This is a genomic window from Acidovorax sp. NN32 (assembly GCF_057597245.1).
Genome location: NZ_CP199679.1, coordinates 533,367 through 551,196, shown reverse-complemented (window position 1 = coordinate 551,196; position 17,830 = coordinate 533,367). Strand labels below are relative to the sequence as shown.

Annotated in this window: 12 protein-coding genes and 1 pseudogene; 1 reads left to right on the top strand and 12 read right to left on the bottom strand. The window is 64.0% G+C overall.

What is annotated here, in order from left to right; translation table 11 throughout:
• Nucleotides 1–11: 11 nt before the first annotated feature.
• The 8 genes and pseudogenes from narH to ACT89O_RS02565 all read right to left on the bottom strand — a co-directional run.
• Complete coding sequence (narH, locus tag ACT89O_RS02600; RefSeq protein WP_487261722.1) at nt 12–1,535, bottom strand: nitrate reductase subunit beta; 1,524 nt, start codon at nt 1,533–1,535, stop codon at nt 12–14.
• 23 nt (nt 1,536–1,558) lie between these two features.
• Entirely contained in the window at nt 1,559–5,362 is a 3,804-nt protein-coding gene (locus ACT89O_RS02595; protein WP_487261721.1) for a nitrate reductase subunit alpha, read from the bottom strand.
• A 37-nt stretch (nt 5,363–5,399) separates the two neighbouring features.
• Nucleotides 5,400–6,818 carry an MFS transporter gene (locus ACT89O_RS02590; RefSeq protein WP_055398426.1) on the bottom strand — a complete coding sequence of 473 codons (1,419 nt, stop codon included), beginning with the start codon at nt 6,816–6,818 and terminating at the stop codon, nt 5,400–5,402.
• Between the two features lie 24 nt (nt 6,819–6,842).
• On the bottom strand, nt 6,843–8,135 hold the full coding sequence (locus ACT89O_RS02585) for an MFS transporter (protein WP_055398425.1): 1,293 nt from the start codon (nt 8,133–8,135) through the stop codon (nt 6,843–6,845).
• A gap of 291 nt (nt 8,136–8,426) precedes the next feature.
• Nucleotides 8,427–9,104: an IPTL-CTERM sorting domain-containing protein gene (locus tag ACT89O_RS02580; RefSeq protein ID WP_487261720.1), complete on the bottom strand. Its 678-nt coding sequence runs from the start codon at nt 9,102–9,104 to the stop codon at nt 8,427–8,429.
• A 202-nt stretch (nt 9,105–9,306) separates the two neighbouring features.
• Nucleotides 9,307–9,981 (bottom strand): IPTL-CTERM sorting domain-containing protein, encoded by a 675-nt coding sequence (locus tag ACT89O_RS02575; RefSeq protein ID WP_487261719.1) that lies wholly within the window; start codon nt 9,979–9,981, stop codon nt 9,307–9,309.
• A gap of 211 nt (nt 9,982–10,192) precedes the next feature.
• On the bottom strand, nt 10,193–11,575 hold the full coding sequence (locus tag ACT89O_RS02570) for an IPTL-CTERM sorting domain-containing protein (RefSeq protein ID WP_487262809.1): 1,383 nt from the start codon (nt 11,573–11,575) through the stop codon (nt 10,193–10,195).
• Between the two features lie 60 nt (nt 11,576–11,635).
• A pseudogene (locus tag ACT89O_RS02565) lies at nt 11,636–11,968 on the bottom strand (choice-of-anchor D domain-containing protein); the annotation flags it as partial.
• Between the two features lie 424 nt (nt 11,969–12,392).
• On the opposite strand from ACT89O_RS02565, the gene ACT89O_RS02560 reads away from it, so the two are divergent.
• Entirely contained in the window at nt 12,393–13,499 is a 1,107-nt protein-coding gene (locus ACT89O_RS02560) for a helix-turn-helix transcriptional regulator (protein WP_487261718.1), read from the top strand.
• 292 nt (nt 13,500–13,791) lie between these two features.
• On the opposite strand, the gene ACT89O_RS02555 is transcribed toward ACT89O_RS02560, so the two are convergent.
• The 4 genes from ACT89O_RS02555 to ACT89O_RS02540 all read right to left on the bottom strand — a co-directional run bounded on the left by ACT89O_RS02555 (nt 13,792) and on the right by ACT89O_RS02540 (nt 17,761).
• Entirely contained in the window at nt 13,792–14,163 is a 372-nt protein-coding gene (locus tag ACT89O_RS02555) for a hypothetical protein (RefSeq protein WP_487256753.1), read from the bottom strand.
• A 129-nt stretch (nt 14,164–14,292) separates the two neighbouring features.
• Nucleotides 14,293–14,706 carry a globin family protein gene (locus ACT89O_RS02550; protein WP_055398421.1) on the bottom strand — a complete coding sequence of 138 codons (414 nt, stop codon included), beginning with the start codon at nt 14,704–14,706 and terminating at the stop codon, nt 14,293–14,295.
• Between the two features lie 302 nt (nt 14,707–15,008).
• On the bottom strand, nt 15,009–15,779 hold the full coding sequence (locus tag ACT89O_RS02545; protein ID WP_255484802.1) for a response regulator: 771 nt from the start codon (nt 15,777–15,779) through the stop codon (nt 15,009–15,011).
• Nucleotides 15,776–17,761 (bottom strand): type IV pili methyl-accepting chemotaxis transducer N-terminal domain-containing protein, encoded by a 1,986-nt coding sequence (locus ACT89O_RS02540; protein ID WP_487261717.1) that lies wholly within the window; start codon nt 17,759–17,761, stop codon nt 15,776–15,778. Before ACT89O_RS02540 ends, ACT89O_RS02545 begins: the two co-directional genes overlap by 4 nt.
• Nucleotides 17,762–17,830: the final 69 nt, after the last annotated feature.

Below are 17,830 nucleotides of genomic sequence, written 5' to 3'. Positions count from 1 at the left end.
TTCCGTTGCACTCAAACAGTGGCTTTGATGGGGATCGTGCGGGGCTTCTTGCCGCCGAACATGCTGGTCTCGGTGGCGCCCTCGGAACACCCGTTGCCAAACGAGAAACCGCAACCACCCCGAATGTCGAAGGCGTTCTCGGCGTACTCGCGATGGGCCGACGGGATGACGAAGCGGTCTTCGTAATTGGCAATCGCCATCACGTGGTACATCTCCTCCACCTCGGCCATCGACAAGCCCGCCTGCTTGAGCACGGCCAGGTTCTGCCGCTGCTCCACATGCTTGTCGCGCTGGTAGGTGCGCATGGCCAGCATGCGTTCCAGGGCCCGCACCACAGGGCCGGTATCGCCAGCGGTGAGCAGGTTGGCCAGGTACTGCACGGGGATGCGCAGCTGCGACACATCGGGGATATCGCCATTCACGCCCACATGGCCCGCGTTGGCAGCGGCCGTGATGGGCGAGAGCGGTGGCACATACCAGACCATGGGCAGCGTGCGGTACTCGGGGTGCAGTGGCAGGGCCACCTTCCACTGCACGGCCATCTTGTAGACGGGGCTGTTGCGCGCGGCGTCCATCCAGCTGTCCGGGATGCCGTCGATGCGGGCTTGCTTGATCACGTCCGGGTCGTTCGGGTCCAGGAAGATGTCGAGCTGCGCCTGGTACAGGTCGCGGTCGCGCTCCACGCTGGCAGCTTCCTGGATGCGGTCTGCGTCATACAGCAGCACACCCAGGTAGCGGATGCGGCCCACGCAGGTTTCCGAGCACACGGTGGGCTGGCCCGCTTCGATGCGGGGGTAGCAGAAGATGCACTTCTCGGCCTTGCCCGACTGCCAGTTGTAATAGATTTTCTTGTAAGGGCAACCGCTGACGCACATGCGCCAGCCACGGCATTTGTCCTGGTCGATCAGCACGATGCCGTCTTCCTCGCGCTTGTAGATCGAGCCCGAGGGGCACGATGCCACGCACGCCGGGTTCAGGCAGTGCTCGCACAGGCGCGGCAGGTACATCATGAAGGTGTTTTCGAACTGGCCGTAGATGTCCTTTTGCACATCGTCGAAGTTCTTGTCCTTGCTGCGCTTGCTGAACTCGCCGCCCAGGATTTCTTCCCAGTTCGGGCCCCACTCGATCTTCTCCATGCGTTTGCCGGTGATCAGGCTGCGCGGGCGGGCCGTGGGTGCGGCCTTCGTTTCAGGCGCCGACTGCAGGTGGTCGTAGTCGAACGTGAAGGGCTCGTAGTAGTCGTCGATCTGGGGCAGGTTGGGGTTGGCGAAGATGCGCATGAGCAGCTTCCACTTGCCGCCCTGACGGGGGGCGATGGAGCCGTCAGGGTTGCGCACCCAGCCGCCGTTCCACTTGTCCTGGTTTTCCCATTCCTTGGGGTAGCCGATGCCAGGCTTGGTTTCGACGTTGTTGAACCAGGCGTATTCCACCCCGGGGCGGCTCGTCCAGACGTTCTTGCAGGTGACGGAACAGGTGTGGCAACCAATGCACTTGTCCAGGTTCAGCACCATGCCGATTTGTGCGCGAATTTTCATCGTGTTTCTCCTTGTCTTCGGCTTCAGGCGTGGGCTGCCGTGCTGGACACGGGCTCGTCGTCGAGCCAGTCCACGCGATCCATCTTGCGCACCAGCACGAACTCGTCGCGGTTGGTACCAATGGTTCCGTAGTAGTTGAAGCCGTAGCTCAACTGCGCATAGCCGCCAATCATGTGGGTGGGCTTGAGCACAATGCGCGTGACCGAGTTGTGGATGCCGCCGCGCGTTCCGGTGATCTCGGAGCCGGGCGTGTTGATGATCTTCTCTTGCGAGTGGTACATCATCACCATGCCGGGGTTTACACGCTGGCTCACCACCGCACGGGCTGCAATGGCACCGTTGGCGTTGAAGAGTTCGACCCAGTCGTTGTCCACGATGCCAGCGACCTTCGCGTCGTCCTCGCTCAGCCACACCACCGAGCCACCCCGGTTGAGCGTGAGCATCATCAGGTTGTCGCTGTACGTGCTGTGGATGCCCCACTTCTGGTGCGGCGTGATGAAATTGAGCGCGATCTCGCGGTTGCCGTTGGGCTTCTTGCCTTCCACTTCTTCCAGCGTCTTGAGGTGCACGGGTGGGCGGTAGCTCACGAAGCCTTCGCCAAAGTCACGCATCCACGGGTGATCTTGGTAGAACTGCTGGCGGCCCGTGAGGGTGCGCCATGGGATGTACTCGTGCACGTTGGTGTAGCCGGCGTTGTAGCTGACCTTTTCGCTTTCCAGGCCCGACCAGGTGGGCGAGCTGATGATCTTGCGCGGCTGCGCCTGGATGTCGCGGAAGCGGATCTTCTCGTCTTCGCGGTGCAGCGCGAGGTGCACGTGGTCGCGCCCCGTCTGCTTGCCCAGTGCCTCCCAAGCCTTGCAGGCCACGTGGCCGTTGGTTTCGGGGGCCAGCATCATCACCACTTCGGTGGCGTCGATGTCGGTCACGATGCGGGGCATGCCTTGCGTCACGCCCTCTTCCTTCACACGGCCGTTCAGGTCACCCAGTTGGCCGACTTCGGTCTGCGTGTTCCAGCCGATGCCCTTGCCGCCGTTGCCTGCCTTGTCCATCAAGGGGCCCAGGGCGGTGAAGCGCTTGTAGAGGTTGGGGTAGTCGCGCTCGACCACGGTGACCTGCGGCGCCGTCTTGCCGGGGATGAGTTCGCACTCGCCCCGCTTCCAGTCGCGCACGCCGTAGGGCTGGGCCATTTCACCCGCCGTGTCGTGCATGATGGGCGTGAGCACCACGTCCTTTTCCACGCCCAGGTGACCCACGCTGACCTCGCTCACGGCCTTTGCGAAGCCCTTGTAGATCTCCCAGTCGCTCTTGGCCTGCCAGGCAGGGTCCACCGCCGTGGACAGCGGGTGGATGAAGGGGTGCATGTCGCTGGTATTGAGGTCGTTCTTCTCATACCAGGTGGCCGTGGGCAGCACGATGTCCGAATACAGGCAGGTCGTGCTCATGCGGAAGTCGAGCGTGACCAGCAGGTCCAGCTTGCCTTCGGGTGCGTTGGTGTGCCACTGCACTTCCTCAGGCTTGGCTTCGTCTTTGCCCAGGTCCTTGCCCTGCACGCCGTGGGTGGTGCCTAGCAGGTGCTTGAGGAAGTATTCATGCCCCTTGCCCGACGAGCCAAGGATGTTGGAGCGCCACACGAACATGTTGCGCGGCCAGTTGGACGGATGGTCCGGGTCCTCGCAGCTCATCGTGAGCGTGCCGTCCTTCAGAGACTTGACGACGTAATCCTTCGCGTCCATTCCCGCTGCAGCGGCATCCTTGGCCACCTGCATGGGGTTGGTCTTGAGCTGGGGCGCTGATGGCAGCCAGCCCATGCGCTCGGCGCGCACGTTGTAGTCGATCTGCGCGCCGTGGTAGGCCTTCTTGTCAGCCAGGGGCGAGAGGATTTCCTCCATGCCCAGCTTCTCGTAGCGCCACTGGTCGGTGTGAGCGTAGAAGAAACTCGTGCTGTTCATCTGGCGGGGTGGGCGGATCCAGTCCAGCGCAAAGGCCAGCGCCGTCCAGCCCGTCTGTGGGCGCAGCTTTTCCTGGCCCACATAGTGCGCCCAGCCGCCACCGCTTTGGCCAATACAGCCGCACAGCATCAGCATGTTGATGATGCCCCGGTAGTTCATGTCACTGTGGTACCAGTGGTTCATGGCCGCGCCGATGATCACCATGGACTTGCCCTGGGTCTTGTGCGCGTTGTCGGCAAACTGGCGCGCCACGGTGATGATCTGCTCGCGCGGCACGCCGGTGATGGCCTCTTGCCATGCGGGGGTGTAGGGACGGTCGGCGTCGTAACCGCCACCAGGCTCTTCGCCCGGTAGGCCTCGGTCAATGCCGTAGTTGCCCGCCAACAGGTCGAACACGGTGGCCACCATCACGCGGCCCTGGGCTTCGTGCCCGGCTAACTCCAGGTGGGACACCGGCACGCGGCGCACCATCACGTCGCCACCTTGTTCGTTGGCCGTGAAGTTGGGCGTTGCCACTCCGCCAAAGTACGGGAAGGCGACATCGGCAATGTCGTGGGCCTGCTCGCCATCTTCGATCACCGACAGCTTGAGCTTGACGGTGTTGCCGGTGCGCGCTTCCTTGTTCTCCAGGTTCCACAGGCCCTGGTCGGGGCGGCCGTCCGCCCCCCAGCGAAAGCCGATGGAACCATTGGGCAGCGTGACCTGGCCCAGCTCGTCGTAGCCCACAGTCTTCCAGTCGGGGTTGTTGGACTGGTCAAGCTGGCCTGGGAAATCGCTGGCGCGCACATAACGGTCGGGCACCATCACCGTGCGGCCATCGGGCAGCGTCTTTTCCTTGAGCACCACCAACAGCGGCAGGTCGGTGTAGCGGCGCGCGTAGTCGTCAAAGTACGCACTACGGCCCTTGCCACCGTCCTTGAAGTAGAACTCGTTGAGGATCACATGACCCATGGCCATGGCCACGGCGGCGTCGGTGCCCTGCTTGGGGTGCATCCACAGATCGCCCAGCTTGGCGACTTCGGAGTAGTCGGGCGTGATGGACACCACCTTGGTGCCCTTGTAGCGCACCTCGGTCAAAAAGTGCGCATCGGGCGTGCGCGTCTGGGGCACGTTGGAGCCCCAGGCAATGATGTACGAGCTGTTGTACCAGTCGGCCGACTCGGGCACGTCGGTCTGCTCGCCCCAGGTCTGCGGGCTGCTGGGAGGCAGGTCGCAGTACCAGTCGTAAAAACTCATGCACACGCCGCCGATCAGGCTCAGGTAGCGGCTGCCAGCGGCGTACGAAATCATCGACATCGCCGGGATGGGCGAGAAGCCGATGATGCGGTCAGGACCGTGCTTCTTGATCGTGTAGACATTGGCCGCAGCGATCATCTGGTTGACTTCGTCCCAGGTGCTGCGCACGAAGCCGCCCAGGCCGCGCTGCTTTTGCCATTCGCGCTTGGAGGCATCGTTTTCGACAATGCTGGCCCAGGCGTCCACAGGGCTCTTGGCCAGGGCGATGGCGGCGCGCCAGTGCTTGAGCAGGCGGCCACGCACCATGGGGTACTTCACGCGGTTGGCGCTGTACAGGTACCAGCTGTAGCTGGCGCCGCGTGCGCAGCCACGGGGCTCATGGTTGGGCAGATCAGGGCGGGTGCGAGGGTAGTCGGTTTGCTGGGTTTCCCAGGTCACGATGCCGCCCTTGACGTAGATCTTCCACGAACAGGAGCCAGTGCAGTTCACGCCGTGGGTGCTGCGCACGATCTTGTCGTGCGCCCAGCGGTCGCGGTAGGCGTCTTCCCAGGTGCGGTCTTCACCGTTGGTTTCGCCATGGCCTTGGGCAAAGGTCTCGCGGGGCTGCGAGAAGTACGAAAGGCGATCGAGGAAATGGCTCATCGAAGGGCTCCTTTTCTGATTTCTGTTCTGGGGTTGACTAGCAAGGCATCTCGGCGTGCTTGCGTGCGTAGGTCCACCAGGTGATCACGATGCAAACGAGATAGAAGGCGAAGAACGTCCACAGTGCGGCGTGGGGGCTGCCGGTCAGCGCGATGGAGCTGCCATAGCTCTTGGGGATAAAGAACCCGCCGTAGGCGGCCATGGCGGCGGTGAAGCCCAGCGTGGCCGCGCCCAGGGTGTTGCCCTCCTTGTTGGCGCTGGCCACAGCGGCGGCGTTGTGCTTGTCCACTCCGCGCATGGCTTCGGTCAGGAAGATCACGGGGATCATGCGGAAGGTCGAGCCGTTGCCGATGCCGGTGGTGAGGAACAGCACCAGGAAGCACACGAAGAAACCTGCAAACTGGCCTTCGTTGCCGCCAGGGCCACCGGAGGGCAGGAAGAACGTCACACCCATCACGGCCACAGCCATGACGATGAAATTCCACAGCGTGACGCGCGCACCACCGAGCTTGTCGGCCAGCCAGCCACCAAAGGGGCGGATCACGGCGCCCACCAGCGGGCCCAGCCAGGCGTAGGCCAGCGGGTTGATGCCAGGGAACTGGCTCTTGATGAGCAGCGGAAATCCCGCTGCATAGCCGATGAACGAGCCGAAGGTGCCGAGGTACAACACGCACATCAGCCAGTTGTGCTTGCGCTTGAAGATGGCGGCCTGCGCGGCAAAGGAAGCCTTGGCGTCGGCAATGTCGTTCATGCCGAACCAGGCGGCCAGCGCCGTCAGCGCAATCCATGGCACCCAGATGAAGGCGGCGTTCTGCGTCCACACCTGCACGGTCTGGCCGTTCTTGACGATGGTCTGGCCTTCGCCACCAAAGATGCCGAAGATGCCTGCCGTGACGACCAGCGGGCTCAGAAACTGCACCACCGAAACGCCCAAGTTACCCAGGCCTGCATTCACGCCCAACGCTGAGCCCTTGCGCTCCTTCGGAAAGAAGAAACTGATGTTGGCCATGCTGGAGCTGAAGTTGCCGCCGCCCAGGCCGCACAGCAGCGCCAGGATGAGCATGGTGGGATAGGTCGTGGTGTTGTCTTGCACCGCAAAGCCGATGCCAATCGCAGGGATCAGCAAGCTGGCGGTGGAGATCGCCGTCCAGCGGCGCCCACCCACCAGCGGCACCATGAACGAATAGAAGATACGCAGCGTGGCGCCGCTGAGCGCGGGCGCTGCGGCCAGCCAGAACAGCTGGTTGGTCGAATACTTGAAGCCCAGGCCCGGCAGGCTCACGGCAACCACGCTCCAGACCTGCCAGATGGCAAAGGCCAGGAACAGCGCGGGCACCGAGATCCACAGGTTGAGCTTGGCGATGGCTTCGCCTTCGCGCTCCCAGAACGATTTGTCCTCAGGAGCCCAGAGGGTGAGCAGACGCCCCTGGCGCCTACTGGCGGGTGTGGCAGACATGGTGTTTCCTTGGAAAGTGAAAGTTCAGCGGCCAGCCGCAGCAGCCGGTGCTGCCTGCGTGGCCATCAGATCGGTGCGGCGCACTTCGGTGAAGTACATCCAGATGAGCGAGACCCACACCACGCCGTACATCAGCATGAAAGCGCTGGAGCGGATGCCGGTGAGGTCCATCAGCGCGCCGAACAGGATGGGCAGGATGAAGCCGCCCATGCCACCGGCCAGGCCCACGATGCCGCTGATGGCACCGATGTTCTGGGGGTAGTCGTCGCTGATGTACTTGAAGACACTGGCCTTGCCAAAGGCCCAGGCAATGCCCAGCAGAAACATGAGGCCCGTGAACAGGTACACATTCAGGCCGATGTGAAAGGTCTTGGGGCCGTTGACGGTGACGATGGTGAAGTCGGTCTGCGGGTAGCTCAGCAAAAACAGGCAGATCCAGCTCACCCACATCACCCACCAGGTCACGCTGTGGGCGCCGTACTTGTCAGAGAGCATGCCGCCGATGGCGCGCAGCACACCACCGGGCAGCGAGAAGCACGCGGCCAGCAGTGCCGCCACGCGAATATCGAGGCCAAACTCGCCCACGTAGTACTGCACCATCCACAGCGACAGTGCCACATAGCCGCCAAACACAATGCTGTAGTACTGGCAGTACTTGAGCACCTTGGGGTCCTTGAGCGCCTTGAGCTGGTCGGTGAACTTGACGTTGCTGGGCACCAGGTGGGCCGGGTCGCTGTAGCTGAACAACCAGAACAGCACCAGCGTGCCGAGCATGATGGCCGCATACACCTGCGGCACCATGGTCCAGCCAAATGCCACCAGCAGCACCGGTGCGACGAACTTGTTCACCGCCGCGCCCGAGTTGCCAGCGCCATACACCCCCATGGCCGTGCCCTGGCGGTGCTTGGGGAACCAGCGCGCCACATAGGGCGTGCCCACCGAGAACGAGCCCCCCGCCAGGCCCACAAACAGGCCGATGGTCAGGAAGTGCCAGTATTCCGTGGCGTAGCCCATTAGCCAGATGGCGGGCACGGTGGTGGCCATCACGGCGGCCATCACGATGCGGCCGCCGAACTTGTCGGTCCATATGCCCAACGGCACCCGCACCAGCGAGCCCGTGAGCACAGGCATGGACATGAGCAACCCGAACTGCGTGGAGTTCAGGTTCAGCATCTTCTTGATAGGGATGCCGATAACGCCGAACATCATCCACACCATGAAACAGACCGTGAAAGCGAAGGTGCTGACGATCAGCACCGACCAAGCCTGGCGGGTGCGCTGTGGGCTGTCGCCCGGGGGCAAAGGGGTATGTGCCATTGCGCGGTTCCTCTCTTTTTGCATGAGAGGAATGGTCGCGTTTGCAGCGACCTTTGCACATCCTTCGCTCGACCAGCACGTGGTGCGGCAGAAGGACTAGTGCGCGGCTTGGGCCCATCGTTCGAAAGAACTATGCCACCCGGGCAGCCCCTGCAGCCCCGGGATGGCGCTGGGATGCCCACCCCATCTGACCAGGCTGCGCTTGCCCGCCATGGAGCGGCCCCAGGGCCGAAGATCCGTAGGAAATCTGAGAAAGGCGCTGACTCCGCCCAGCGCCCAATAACGCGGCACTCACATGCGGCGGCGGCTCATCGTCATCCAGCACACGCTGATCATAAACAAGGCCAACAGCAGCAGGCCCCATTCGCCAAGGGTGGGAACTGCGTTGGCGGCCACGGGCGGAAGGCCGGTGACGGTCCAGGTGCCAGGGGCGACAGTGGATGAAAAAGTGACTCGGCTGCTGGAGGCATCGAAATCCACGTGTTGGCACACATCCTGACCACTAGGCGACGGGAATATGACGCCTTGGCATTGGCTATTTTTGCGCGCCAGAAGATGCAAGACCATCACGTCGATGCGACTGCCAAACACATGGGAGCTGTCTGCCCAATGCTGGAAGTTGAGTTCTATCGCCAACACACCCCCACTGGCATTGGTGGACGCCTGGGCGCCGACCAAGGTGGTGTCAGGGTCCGAGCTGATGAAGGGGGTCAGCCCATCGCTGAATGAAAAGCTGGTGATCAGGGCAGCGATGTCGGCGTTGTTCAGATTGGCGGGCAGCGGGGCGACGGTGGTGAACGACCCCGATTGCGCCATCGCCGCCGTGAAGTTGCCACAGGTTCCAGCCGTGCAGCTGCTGTAGTTGGTGATGGCTGCGGCTGCGTACGGAACACCAGCGTAGGTGTAAGTGGCCGCCCAGGCGCCCGCCTGCACCAGGGCCGCAGCCAAAAATACGAGGTACTTTTTCACGGGGATGGGTCGCCAAGTGCGCGAAGTGGAAGGGGAGGTTGATTGATGCAAAAACTGGCGCTAGTGCTTATCTGGAAAGCAGTAGCAGCTACTTTTGTGATAGCAAATTCATGGCGCATGCCTGCAGGCCGCTGGGCAGTATTCCGTGGGCGCCCGTGATGGTCAACGCTCTGACTCCGCCCGGTGCCCGCAAGCTTTGCACTCACACGCGCCGACGACCCACCGCCATCCAGCCCGCGCCGAGCATCAGAGAGGCAAGCAGCAGCAGACCCCATTCGCCCAGCGTGGGAACTGCGGTGGCGCCGACGGGGGGAAGGCCGGTGACAGTCCAGGAGCCGATGGTGGAAGGATTTGGACCGATAGCACTGCTGGAGGCATCGAAAGCCACACCTGAGCACACATCTTGACCACTGGGCGTTTGGAACACTACGCCTTGGCAATGGCCATTTTTACGCACCCCTTGGCGCAAAACCATCGTATCTATCCGGGAGCCAATCACATGGGGGCTGGCTTGCCAATGAAAGAAGGTGAGATTTATCTCCAAGACACCGCCACTGGTATCGGTATATGCCTGGGCGCTGTACAAGGTGGTTTCGGGATCCGAGTTGTTGTATTGGGTAAGCCCATCGCTGAAAGAAAAGCTGGTGATCAGCGAAGCAATGTCGGCGTTGCTCAAGTTAGCTGGTAGCGGGGCCGCTGTTGTGAATGAACCCGATTGCGACATGGCTGCCGTGAAGTTGCCGCACGTACCTACCGTGCAATTGGTGTAGTCAGTGATTGCCGAGGGCGCATAGGTGGATCCCGAGTAGGTATAAGTGGCAGCCCAGGCGCCCGCCTGCAAAAGGGCCGCAGCCAGGAATACAAGGTATTTTTTCATGGTGTTTGTCGCCAAGTGAGAGAAGTCGCCGATTGGTGGTTTGATAAAAAAATGGCCTTCAGCGCTTATTCGATAAGCGCAGGAAGCTATATTTTTAAGAGCACATTGAGCCCACTGGGCCGTGCGCCGCCTGGCACGCACAAGGCAGTCTGCAACCCAGCAGCGCAGGGCTGGCGGTGCTTCCCCCGCAGCCGAGGGCGTGTGTGCGTGTTCATGCTGAAGGCCAGCGCGATGTGGTGCGGCGCCGCACCTGCCACCAGCCTGCGCCGCCCACCAGGCAGGCCATCAACAGCAAGCCCCATTCACCCAGCGTGGGCACTGCCGTCACGCTGCCAACAGGAGCGAGCGCGATGTTCATGGTGAATGCCTGCACCCCGTTGGGCAGGATTCCGTTGGCGGCCGCGAGGGTGACGTTGTAGCTGCCAGCTGCAGACGGCGTGCCGGTGATGGCGCCTGTGCTGGGATTGATGGTCAGCCCGGGCGGTAGCGTGCCAGCGTCGGAGAAAGTGAATGCCGTCGTGCCCGTGGCGGTGACGATGAAGTTGTAGGGTGCGCCTGCCGTGCCGCCGGGCGGTGGGGCGCTGGTGATGACCGGGGCGATAAGGGACTGCCCAGCGTTGATGCCGATGCCCGAAACGCTAAAGGTGTAACTGACACCATTGACCTGAATCGCGGCACCGTCGGTTTGCGACCCTGTCGCAATGGGACTGAAGGAAAAGTTGCGCAGCGTGCAAGTCGATCCCGCCGCCAAGCTCGCGCCACAGTCGCCCTGAAAAGTGTTGAACGGCGCAGCGCCTGTACCGCCTCCGCTTAGGTTCAGTGAAATAGCCGCACCCGTAGGGTTGGTCACGGTTATGGCTCGCGGCGGGCTGACCGCGCCGACCAGAACCGGGCCGAAATCCAGATTGGCAGGACCTACCGTAACGCCAGATACGCCACGACCCGAAACGCCAAAGGTGTAACTGACACCATTGACCTGAATCGCGGCACCGTCGGTTTGCGACCCTGTCGCAATGGGACTGAAGGAAAAGTTGCGCAGCGTGCAAGTCGATCCCGCCGCCAAGCTCGCGCCACAGTCGCCCTGAAAAGTATTGAACGGCGCAGCGCCTGTACCGCCTCCGCTTAGGTTCAGTGCAATAGCCGCGCCAGTGGGGTTGGTGACGGTGACGGCTTGCGGCACGCTAGTGGACCCGATAGGAACATCACCAAAATCAAATGCCGAAGGAGTGACCAGCAGTGACCCCGGGGGGATAGATGCAACCCCCGTGCCTTGAAGGGAGATCGGCGTTGCTTGGCCATTGACGACAAATTCGGTTCCCGCAGGGGTAGCTCTTGCTCCAAGGGTCGCAGGGAGAAAGGTGTAGGTGTAGGTACAACTGGCGCCCGAGGCCAGTGTGATGCCAGGGCAGTTGCCGCTGTAGGCAAAAGGCGCCATTGCCCCAGCGCTGCTGCTTGCAATAGTGACGGGGGCAGAGGTGATGTTGGTCACCGTCAACACTTGGCCGGGACTGGTCGTGTTCACAATCACGTCACCAAAATTCAAGCTGGTGGGGGTGACCCGCAGACCCTGCACACCAGTGCCGACGAAGCTCATTGGCACCTTCACGCCATTGATCGTGATGCCCTCTCCGGAGCTCACCTGTGGACCGAGCGCCGTCGGCGTAAACGTGTACGTGCTGGAGCAACTCGTACCGGCCGCGAGCGTGACGCCACTGCAACCTGTACCGGAACCCCAAGGAGCACTAACTCCACTGCCCACACTCAGCGGCCCGATCGGCGCGGAGGTAGTGTTGGTTACCGTGACCTGCTGACTGGCGCTGGTGGCGCCCAGCGCAACACTTCCAAAGTTCAGCGACGTGGGCGACACCAGCAGCCCCCCCGCCATGTCCGCACACGCCGCCCCCGACAGCAGCAACGCAGCAACCGCCGTGGCCACCTGGGGCCAAAACGAACGTGGGGGGTGCCCAAAGCGGGTTATTGACGGCATAGATTTCCTCGGGTGCAGACGGGCAAGAGACAAGACACTGGTCAGTGAAATTTGCATAGAAAGTGGCTCCAGCGCTTATCTAACAAGCGCTAGCAGCTATCTTTTGATGAGCAAATGGGGCCCGCCGCGCCAGGTGGTGCATGGCCACCCCCACGCAACCCGCAGCACAGATCGGGTGGTAGGCCGGGGCGGGGAAAACATCGGTTCTTTTCATGGCATGGTCTGGGCGGATTGGCTTTTCAGGCGCGCTATCTCATCGAGAGCATGAAAGCCTCAATGGAAGGGGGTTGGGCTGAAAAGAAGTTTATGGAGCCCCCCTGCGCTGCGCCCCACCCCCAGGGGTTGGGCAACGACACATTCGATGTGCTACGTTGCAGCACGCGCATTGCGTTGATGCGCCGCAGCAAACCTTTCAGCCCCTTCCATGCCCCTCACCCGCATCCAGCAGCGGGCCATTGCGCGCCTGCAGCAGATGGCTTGCCTTGATTTCAACGGGCCTCAGCTCATCGAGCCCGTGTTGCACGAGTTGCACCAAGTCATCGGGTTTGACTCGGGCGCCTACTTCTATCCAGGCGGCCAGGGGGGGATGGATGCGTATCTGGAGCCATCCGTCGGAAGCGCCACGATCCACACATACTTCGAGCCAGAAGTGATGGCCAGCGAGCGCCAAGTAATGCGCCGCAGCGGCCACCAATTTGCGGAGGCTGTGCGCTTTGACCATGGACCACAAGTGCTGGAGCAACTTTTGGCCGTGCCCGTCAGCGAGCTTCTGCGCAGCGATTTCTACAACCTGACGCTTCTGCCTGCGGAAGTGTTTGATTGCTTGAGCCTGGTGCTGCGCACGCCGCAGGGCGAGGGCCTGGGCACGATCAAGCTGTACCGCAGCATGGCGGCGTCGCGCTTTGAGCCGCGGGACCTGGCCATACTGGGGCGGCTGGAGCCCTGGCTGGCGCGGATTCTGCAGCCGGGGGAGCTGGACACGCAGGACAGCGTGGTGCACGACAGTGCCATGCTGGTGACCACGCCCCAGGGGCGGCTGCTGTGGACGTCGCCAAAGTCCAACCTGCTGCTGGCGCTGGCCTTTGGCCCCAGCTGGCACCGCCGCTCAGAGCTGCCCCCGGCGCTGCAGGCGCTGCTGCAGCGCCTGCATTTTGCAGGGCGGCAGGGTGACAGCCACGCCGGCCCCGCGTCGGCCCTGCCGCAGCTGGATCTGCATAACGCCAGCGGCTGGTTCAGCCTGCGCGCCACGCAGATGGCCGCCGCAGCGGGCGAAGGCCAGGCGGTGGGCATTCAGATCACCCACCGGGTGCCGCGCGTGGCGCACCTGCTGCCCGCGCTGCGCGCGCTGGGGCTGCCGCAGCGCCAGCACGAGCTGGCCTACTGGCTGGCGCGGGGCCTGCCAGAGGCGCAGATTGCCGAACGCATGGGGATCAGCGCCAACACCGCCACCTACCACCGCCGCCAGATTTACACACGGCTGGGGGTGCAAAACCGGCTGGAGCTGCAAGCCCGACTGCTGGTGCCCCGTTGAGGAGCCTCCGGTGGAGCGAGGGTAAGAGCCCGTTCAAAAGGGGCTTCATGAAGAAACACCCGGGCTTCGCTCCCTTCGGCTTTTTCAGCCCGATCAGGGCAGGTCCAGCTAGGAGTGTGAGCGGCAGAAGGCATCGAAGCGAAACGTGCGAAAACCGAGGATCGCGTGGTGCTTCCGACAAGCCCAGAGCGGGCCCCTGGGCGCAGGAGGCAGTACCGCGCGAGACCGGTTTATCGCGCGTTGCAGCCGGTGCTCCTTCTGCTGCCCACACTCCCAGGCCAGCCAAGCGCCACTACGGCATCGGCACAACCCGCACCGCTGGTGTGTAGGGCTCAACGCGCAGGCTGTCGTGCGCCAGCACGCTGATCTTGGCCCGGGGGGCCATTTCCAGTGCGCCGTCGGCTGCCTTGCGTGTCGCGTATTGCCAGAAGGTGAGCGCGCCTTTGGCGGCCAGGGCCTGGCCAATGGCGGCGGCTTCGGGGCGCGGGGCACCGGCCTCGTCCGGCGGCACGGCAACGATGACATCGTCCTTGACCGTAACGATCTTGAACAGCAGCGGCTTGGTGGTGTCGGCCATGGCAGTGACAGAGGCGAAGACGGTAGCAAGGGAGACTGCTGCCAGGCTTGCGGCTGCGCCGAAGCGGCGCAAGGAGGTGATTTTCATGCGTTGTTGCTCCTGTATCGATGGGGGCCAGCGCCCCGGCACCGGGTGCTGACAAAAGCATCATGCCCCGGGGCGTGCAACCAGACAAGGATCGGTCACCTGGGCAAGCAAACCGCCCACGCTGCAACGCTACGCCCCTGCGGCCCCCGCCCGCATGGTGGTGCCCACGTGGGCATATAAGGCACCCCATGCCTCGCGCGTGGCGGGGTTGAAGGCGCCTCCAAGTGCTTCGGCCAGTGTGTCGAGCAGCGCCGCGCCCACCGTGTCGTAGTGCGCGGCCTCGACGCCATAGCCCGCGTGCCGTTTGCCAAGTGCGCGCAGTGCGGCGTCCAGCTGCTCGGGTTGGCCGAGCATGCGCACGGCGCTGCCGATCATGTCCAGCAGCTTGCGCGCCTGTTCGTTCATGTCGGACGAGGCGAACAGCCCGCTGATAGCGGGATCGCGGGCGAACAGCTTGGCGTAGAACAGCGCACCCGCCTTCGCGGCGACAGGAGCAACCTGCGCAAAGCTCTGGCGAACCAGATGGATTTGTTCGGGGGACATCAGAGGCTTCCTCAGCAATGCGGCCGTTGGCCAGTGGCAGGTAGAACACTGGAAAGAAGTCTATGAAGTTCCCCCGCGCTGCGCCCCACCCCCAGGGGTTGCATGACGACAGGCGCTTTGCGCTATGGGCGACGCGCTATGTGCGATTGGCGATGTAGCGGGCGTGATGGCTTCATGCGCCGGGCCTCGCGCAGCGCGCGCTTGCGCAGGTGGACCGGCTTGCGCGCAGGGTGGTCAGCCGTAAATCCCTGGCCGACCACGGCGGTTGCACTGCCGCGCTACTCCTAGTGTGGTGTTGCACACTAGCGCTGGCGGTCCGATGCGTAGACCGCCGCCTGCACGCGCGAACTCAGGCCCAGCTTGCGCAGGATGTGCTGCACATGGATCTTGACCGTGGTCTCGGCGATGTCGAGTGTGCGCGCGATTTCCTTGTTGCTGGCACCGCGCGCGATCTCGCGCAGCACGTCTTCCTCACGAGGGGACAGGGGCGCGGCGCCGTTGTTGGCAGCCTCGGGCGGCTGCGTGGACGCACCCGCCCCGGCGGGCCCGGCTGGGGCGATGAGCGCAGCTGCTTCGGCCACCCCTTGCGACTGGAACGCGGCCACCAGTTTGCCCATGAGTTCGGGGCTCACCACGGGCTCGCCCCGGGCCGCGCGGCGGATGGCCTGGGCCAAAAGATCGCCGTCGATGGTCTTGAGCAGGTAGCCCTGCGCGCCGTTGCGCAGTGCGGCGGCCAGGTCCTGCCCGTCTTCGCTGACGGTGAGCATGAGCACACGCGAGGCGGGCGAGACTTCGCGCAGGCCCCGGATGGCGTCCACGCCCATCACGCCGGGCAGGTGGTTGTCCAGCAGGATCACCTGGGGCAACAGCTGCGGCGCCAGGCGCAGGGCCTCGGCGGCATCGCCCGCCTCGCCCACCACCAGCAGGCCCGCGTCCTGCCCCAACAGTGCAATCAGCCCCCGGCGGAAGAGCGTGTGGTCGTCCACCACCAGCAGCGTCACAGGCGGCTCTGCGGGGGGTTGGTGGCCCGCACCGGCGGGGGGGGCCAAGGGGATGGCGGTGGTAGGGGTCATGCGGTGGTGGCCACCCGGCCTGCGGCCACGGCGGGTGTGAGTTCTTCGCCAGACGCCGCGCCTTGGGGCGCTATGGCCGCTGCGGACGGAGGTGCGGGCTGGGGGGGCATGGTGGTGGCAGCGGTCACCGTGGGCAGCTCGATGCACACGCGCGTGCCCTGGCCCGGGGTGGATTCAACCTGCAGCACGGCGCCCACGCGGTGGGCGCGCTCGCGCATGATGCCCAGGCCCACATGCAGCGAATCGGGCGGCACGGTGGCCACGTCGAAGCCCTTGCCGTTGTCCTGCACCTCAAAGCGCCAGCGCGGATGCCGGTGCACGAGCAGGTCCACCCGCGTGGCGCCCGAATGCTTGCGCACGTTTGACAGCGCTTCCTGCACCATGTGCAGCACCTGGATCTGCAAATCGGGCGCCAGCGGCAGGCCATGGCCCACCATGCCCAGCGTGGTGGCCATGCCGGTCTGGTGCTCGAACTTGGACAGCGTGGCGCGCAAGGCAGACTCGATGTCCTCGTCGCTGGTGCGGGTGCGAAAGTGCACGAGCAACTCGCGCACGTCGGAATAACACTCGCGCACGCCCACGTCCAGCTCGCTGATGCTGCGGTCGCGCTTGGCCTCGTCACCACGGTTCACGGCGTCGCGCAGCAGCTGCGTCTGGATCTTGAGGAAGGCCAGCGACTGGGCGATGGAGTCGTGCAACTCGCGCGCCAGCATGCTGCGCTCTTCAGCCACGGCAGCTTCGCGCTCCAGTGCGGTGGCGCGCAGGCCTTCCATGGCGCTGGCCAAGTGGCGCGTCATGGCTTCGAGCAGGTCGCGCAGTTCATCGGTCAGCTCAATGGGCGAGCGGAAGAACAAGTCCACCTCACCCAGCAAGCGCTGCTGCATCTGCACCGGGATGGTCACCATGGTTTCAAAACCCGCCTCGCGGCAATGTGGCAAGGCGACGGTGGTTGATGGCGTGATGGGGATCACCCGCGTGCGCGCCTGGGCCTGGGGCTGGCCGCAGAGGCAACTGCCGGTGTGCAGGCAGTGCTCGCCCTCGGCCATGGTGCGGGGCAGGCCGTCACCAGCCAGCAGCACATACCGCTCGTTGGCCTCGTTGGACCAGCGCACGGCCGCCGCATCGGCCCCGGCCACACGGCGGATCTGCTGCACAAAGCCTTGGGCCAGCAGCTCCAGGCTGCTTGCGGTGGAAGCCAGCGCGCTCACCTCATACAACGCGGCGAGGCGCTGGTTCTGCACGGCGATGCTGGCGGTTTTCTCCACCACCTTGTGCTCCAGGTCGTCGTGCGATGCCTGCAATGCGTGCGCCATGAGGTTAAAGCCCGCCGACAGCTGGCCGAACTCGTCATCCGTATCCACCGGCAGGCGGGTGCCGAGCTCGCCCTGGCGCAGCCGGGCCTGGGCCTGCTGCAGGCGCGCCACGGGGTTGATGACCAGCAGATAGCTTGCGGCCATGAAGGTCACGGCGGCAACAATGGCCAGCGCCATCATGAACAGCTGGAACAGGTGCAGCGCCGCCGTCCAGCCTGCAATCTGGATCTCGATGGCATCCACAAAACCATCGACCTGCTGCACAAACGCATCGGCTTGCGCCAAGGTCTGCGCGCGATCGGGGGGCAACGTGGTCACCCAGCCGCTGCGCGCCTGGGCCCACTGGGTGCGTATGGCCTCGAAGCGCGAGCGGGTCTCGTCACTCCAGGGCACAAACAGCGGGCGTGAGGGGTCGCCCGTGCGCAGCAGGTCCAGGCTGGCATCGAACAGGCGGGCACGCTCTTGCACCGCCTCGGCGGGCTCGGTCTGCAGCACCAGCACCATGCGCAGCATGTTCATGCGCAGGCGGCCGGCCTCGTTGACTGCGGCGGCGCCGCCTTCGAGTTTCCAGGTTACCCACAGCGTGAGGCTGATGGAGGCCAGCGCCACCAGCAAAAAACCCGCGCCCATGGCCAGGAGCTTGGTGGACAGGGTGGGCTTGGTGCGCATGCAGGGCAGTGTAGGCACCGAGCTTGCGCCGACTCTTGACCTGGGTCAAGTCTCACCCGCGTAGCATGG

What these genes read in the sequence shown, in the direction of transcription:
- narH (WP_487261722.1), bottom strand. Translation starts at nt 1,535, where the DNA reads ATGAAAATTCGCGCACAAATCGGCATGGTGCTGAACCTGGACAAGTGC.
- ACT89O_RS02560 (WP_487261718.1), top strand. Translation starts at nt 12,393, where the DNA reads ATGCCCCTCACCCGCATCCAGCAGCGGGCCATTGCGCGCCTGCAGCAG.
- ACT89O_RS02545 (WP_255484802.1), bottom strand. Translation starts at nt 15,779, where the DNA reads ATGACCCCTACCACCGCCATCCCCTTGGCCCCCCCCGCCGGTGCGGGC.
- ACT89O_RS02595 (WP_487261721.1), bottom strand. Translation starts at nt 5,362, where the DNA reads ATGAGCCATTTCCTCGATCGCCTTTCGTACTTCTCGCAGCCCCGCGAG.
- ACT89O_RS02570 (WP_487262809.1), bottom strand. Translation starts at nt 11,575, where the DNA reads ATGAGCTTCGTCGGCACTGGTGTGCAGGGTCTGCGGGTCACCCCCACC.
- ACT89O_RS02575 (WP_487261719.1), bottom strand. Translation starts at nt 9,981, where the DNA reads ATGAAAAAATACCTTGTATTCCTGGCTGCGGCCCTTTTGCAGGCGGGC.
- ACT89O_RS02590 (WP_055398426.1), bottom strand. Translation starts at nt 6,818, where the DNA reads ATGTCTGCCACACCCGCCAGTAGGCGCCAGGGGCGTCTGCTCACCCTC.
- ACT89O_RS02585 (WP_055398425.1), bottom strand. Translation starts at nt 8,135, where the DNA reads ATGGCACATACCCCTTTGCCCCCGGGCGACAGCCCACAGCGCACCCGC.
- ACT89O_RS02540 (WP_487261717.1), bottom strand. Translation starts at nt 17,761, where the DNA reads ATGCGCACCAAGCCCACCCTGTCCACCAAGCTCCTGGCCATGGGCGCG.
- ACT89O_RS02550 (WP_055398421.1), bottom strand. Translation starts at nt 14,706, where the DNA reads ATGTCCCCCGAACAAATCCATCTGGTTCGCCAGAGCTTTGCGCAGGTT.
- ACT89O_RS02555 (WP_487256753.1), bottom strand. Translation starts at nt 14,163, where the DNA reads ATGAAAATCACCTCCTTGCGCCGCTTCGGCGCAGCCGCAAGCCTGGCA.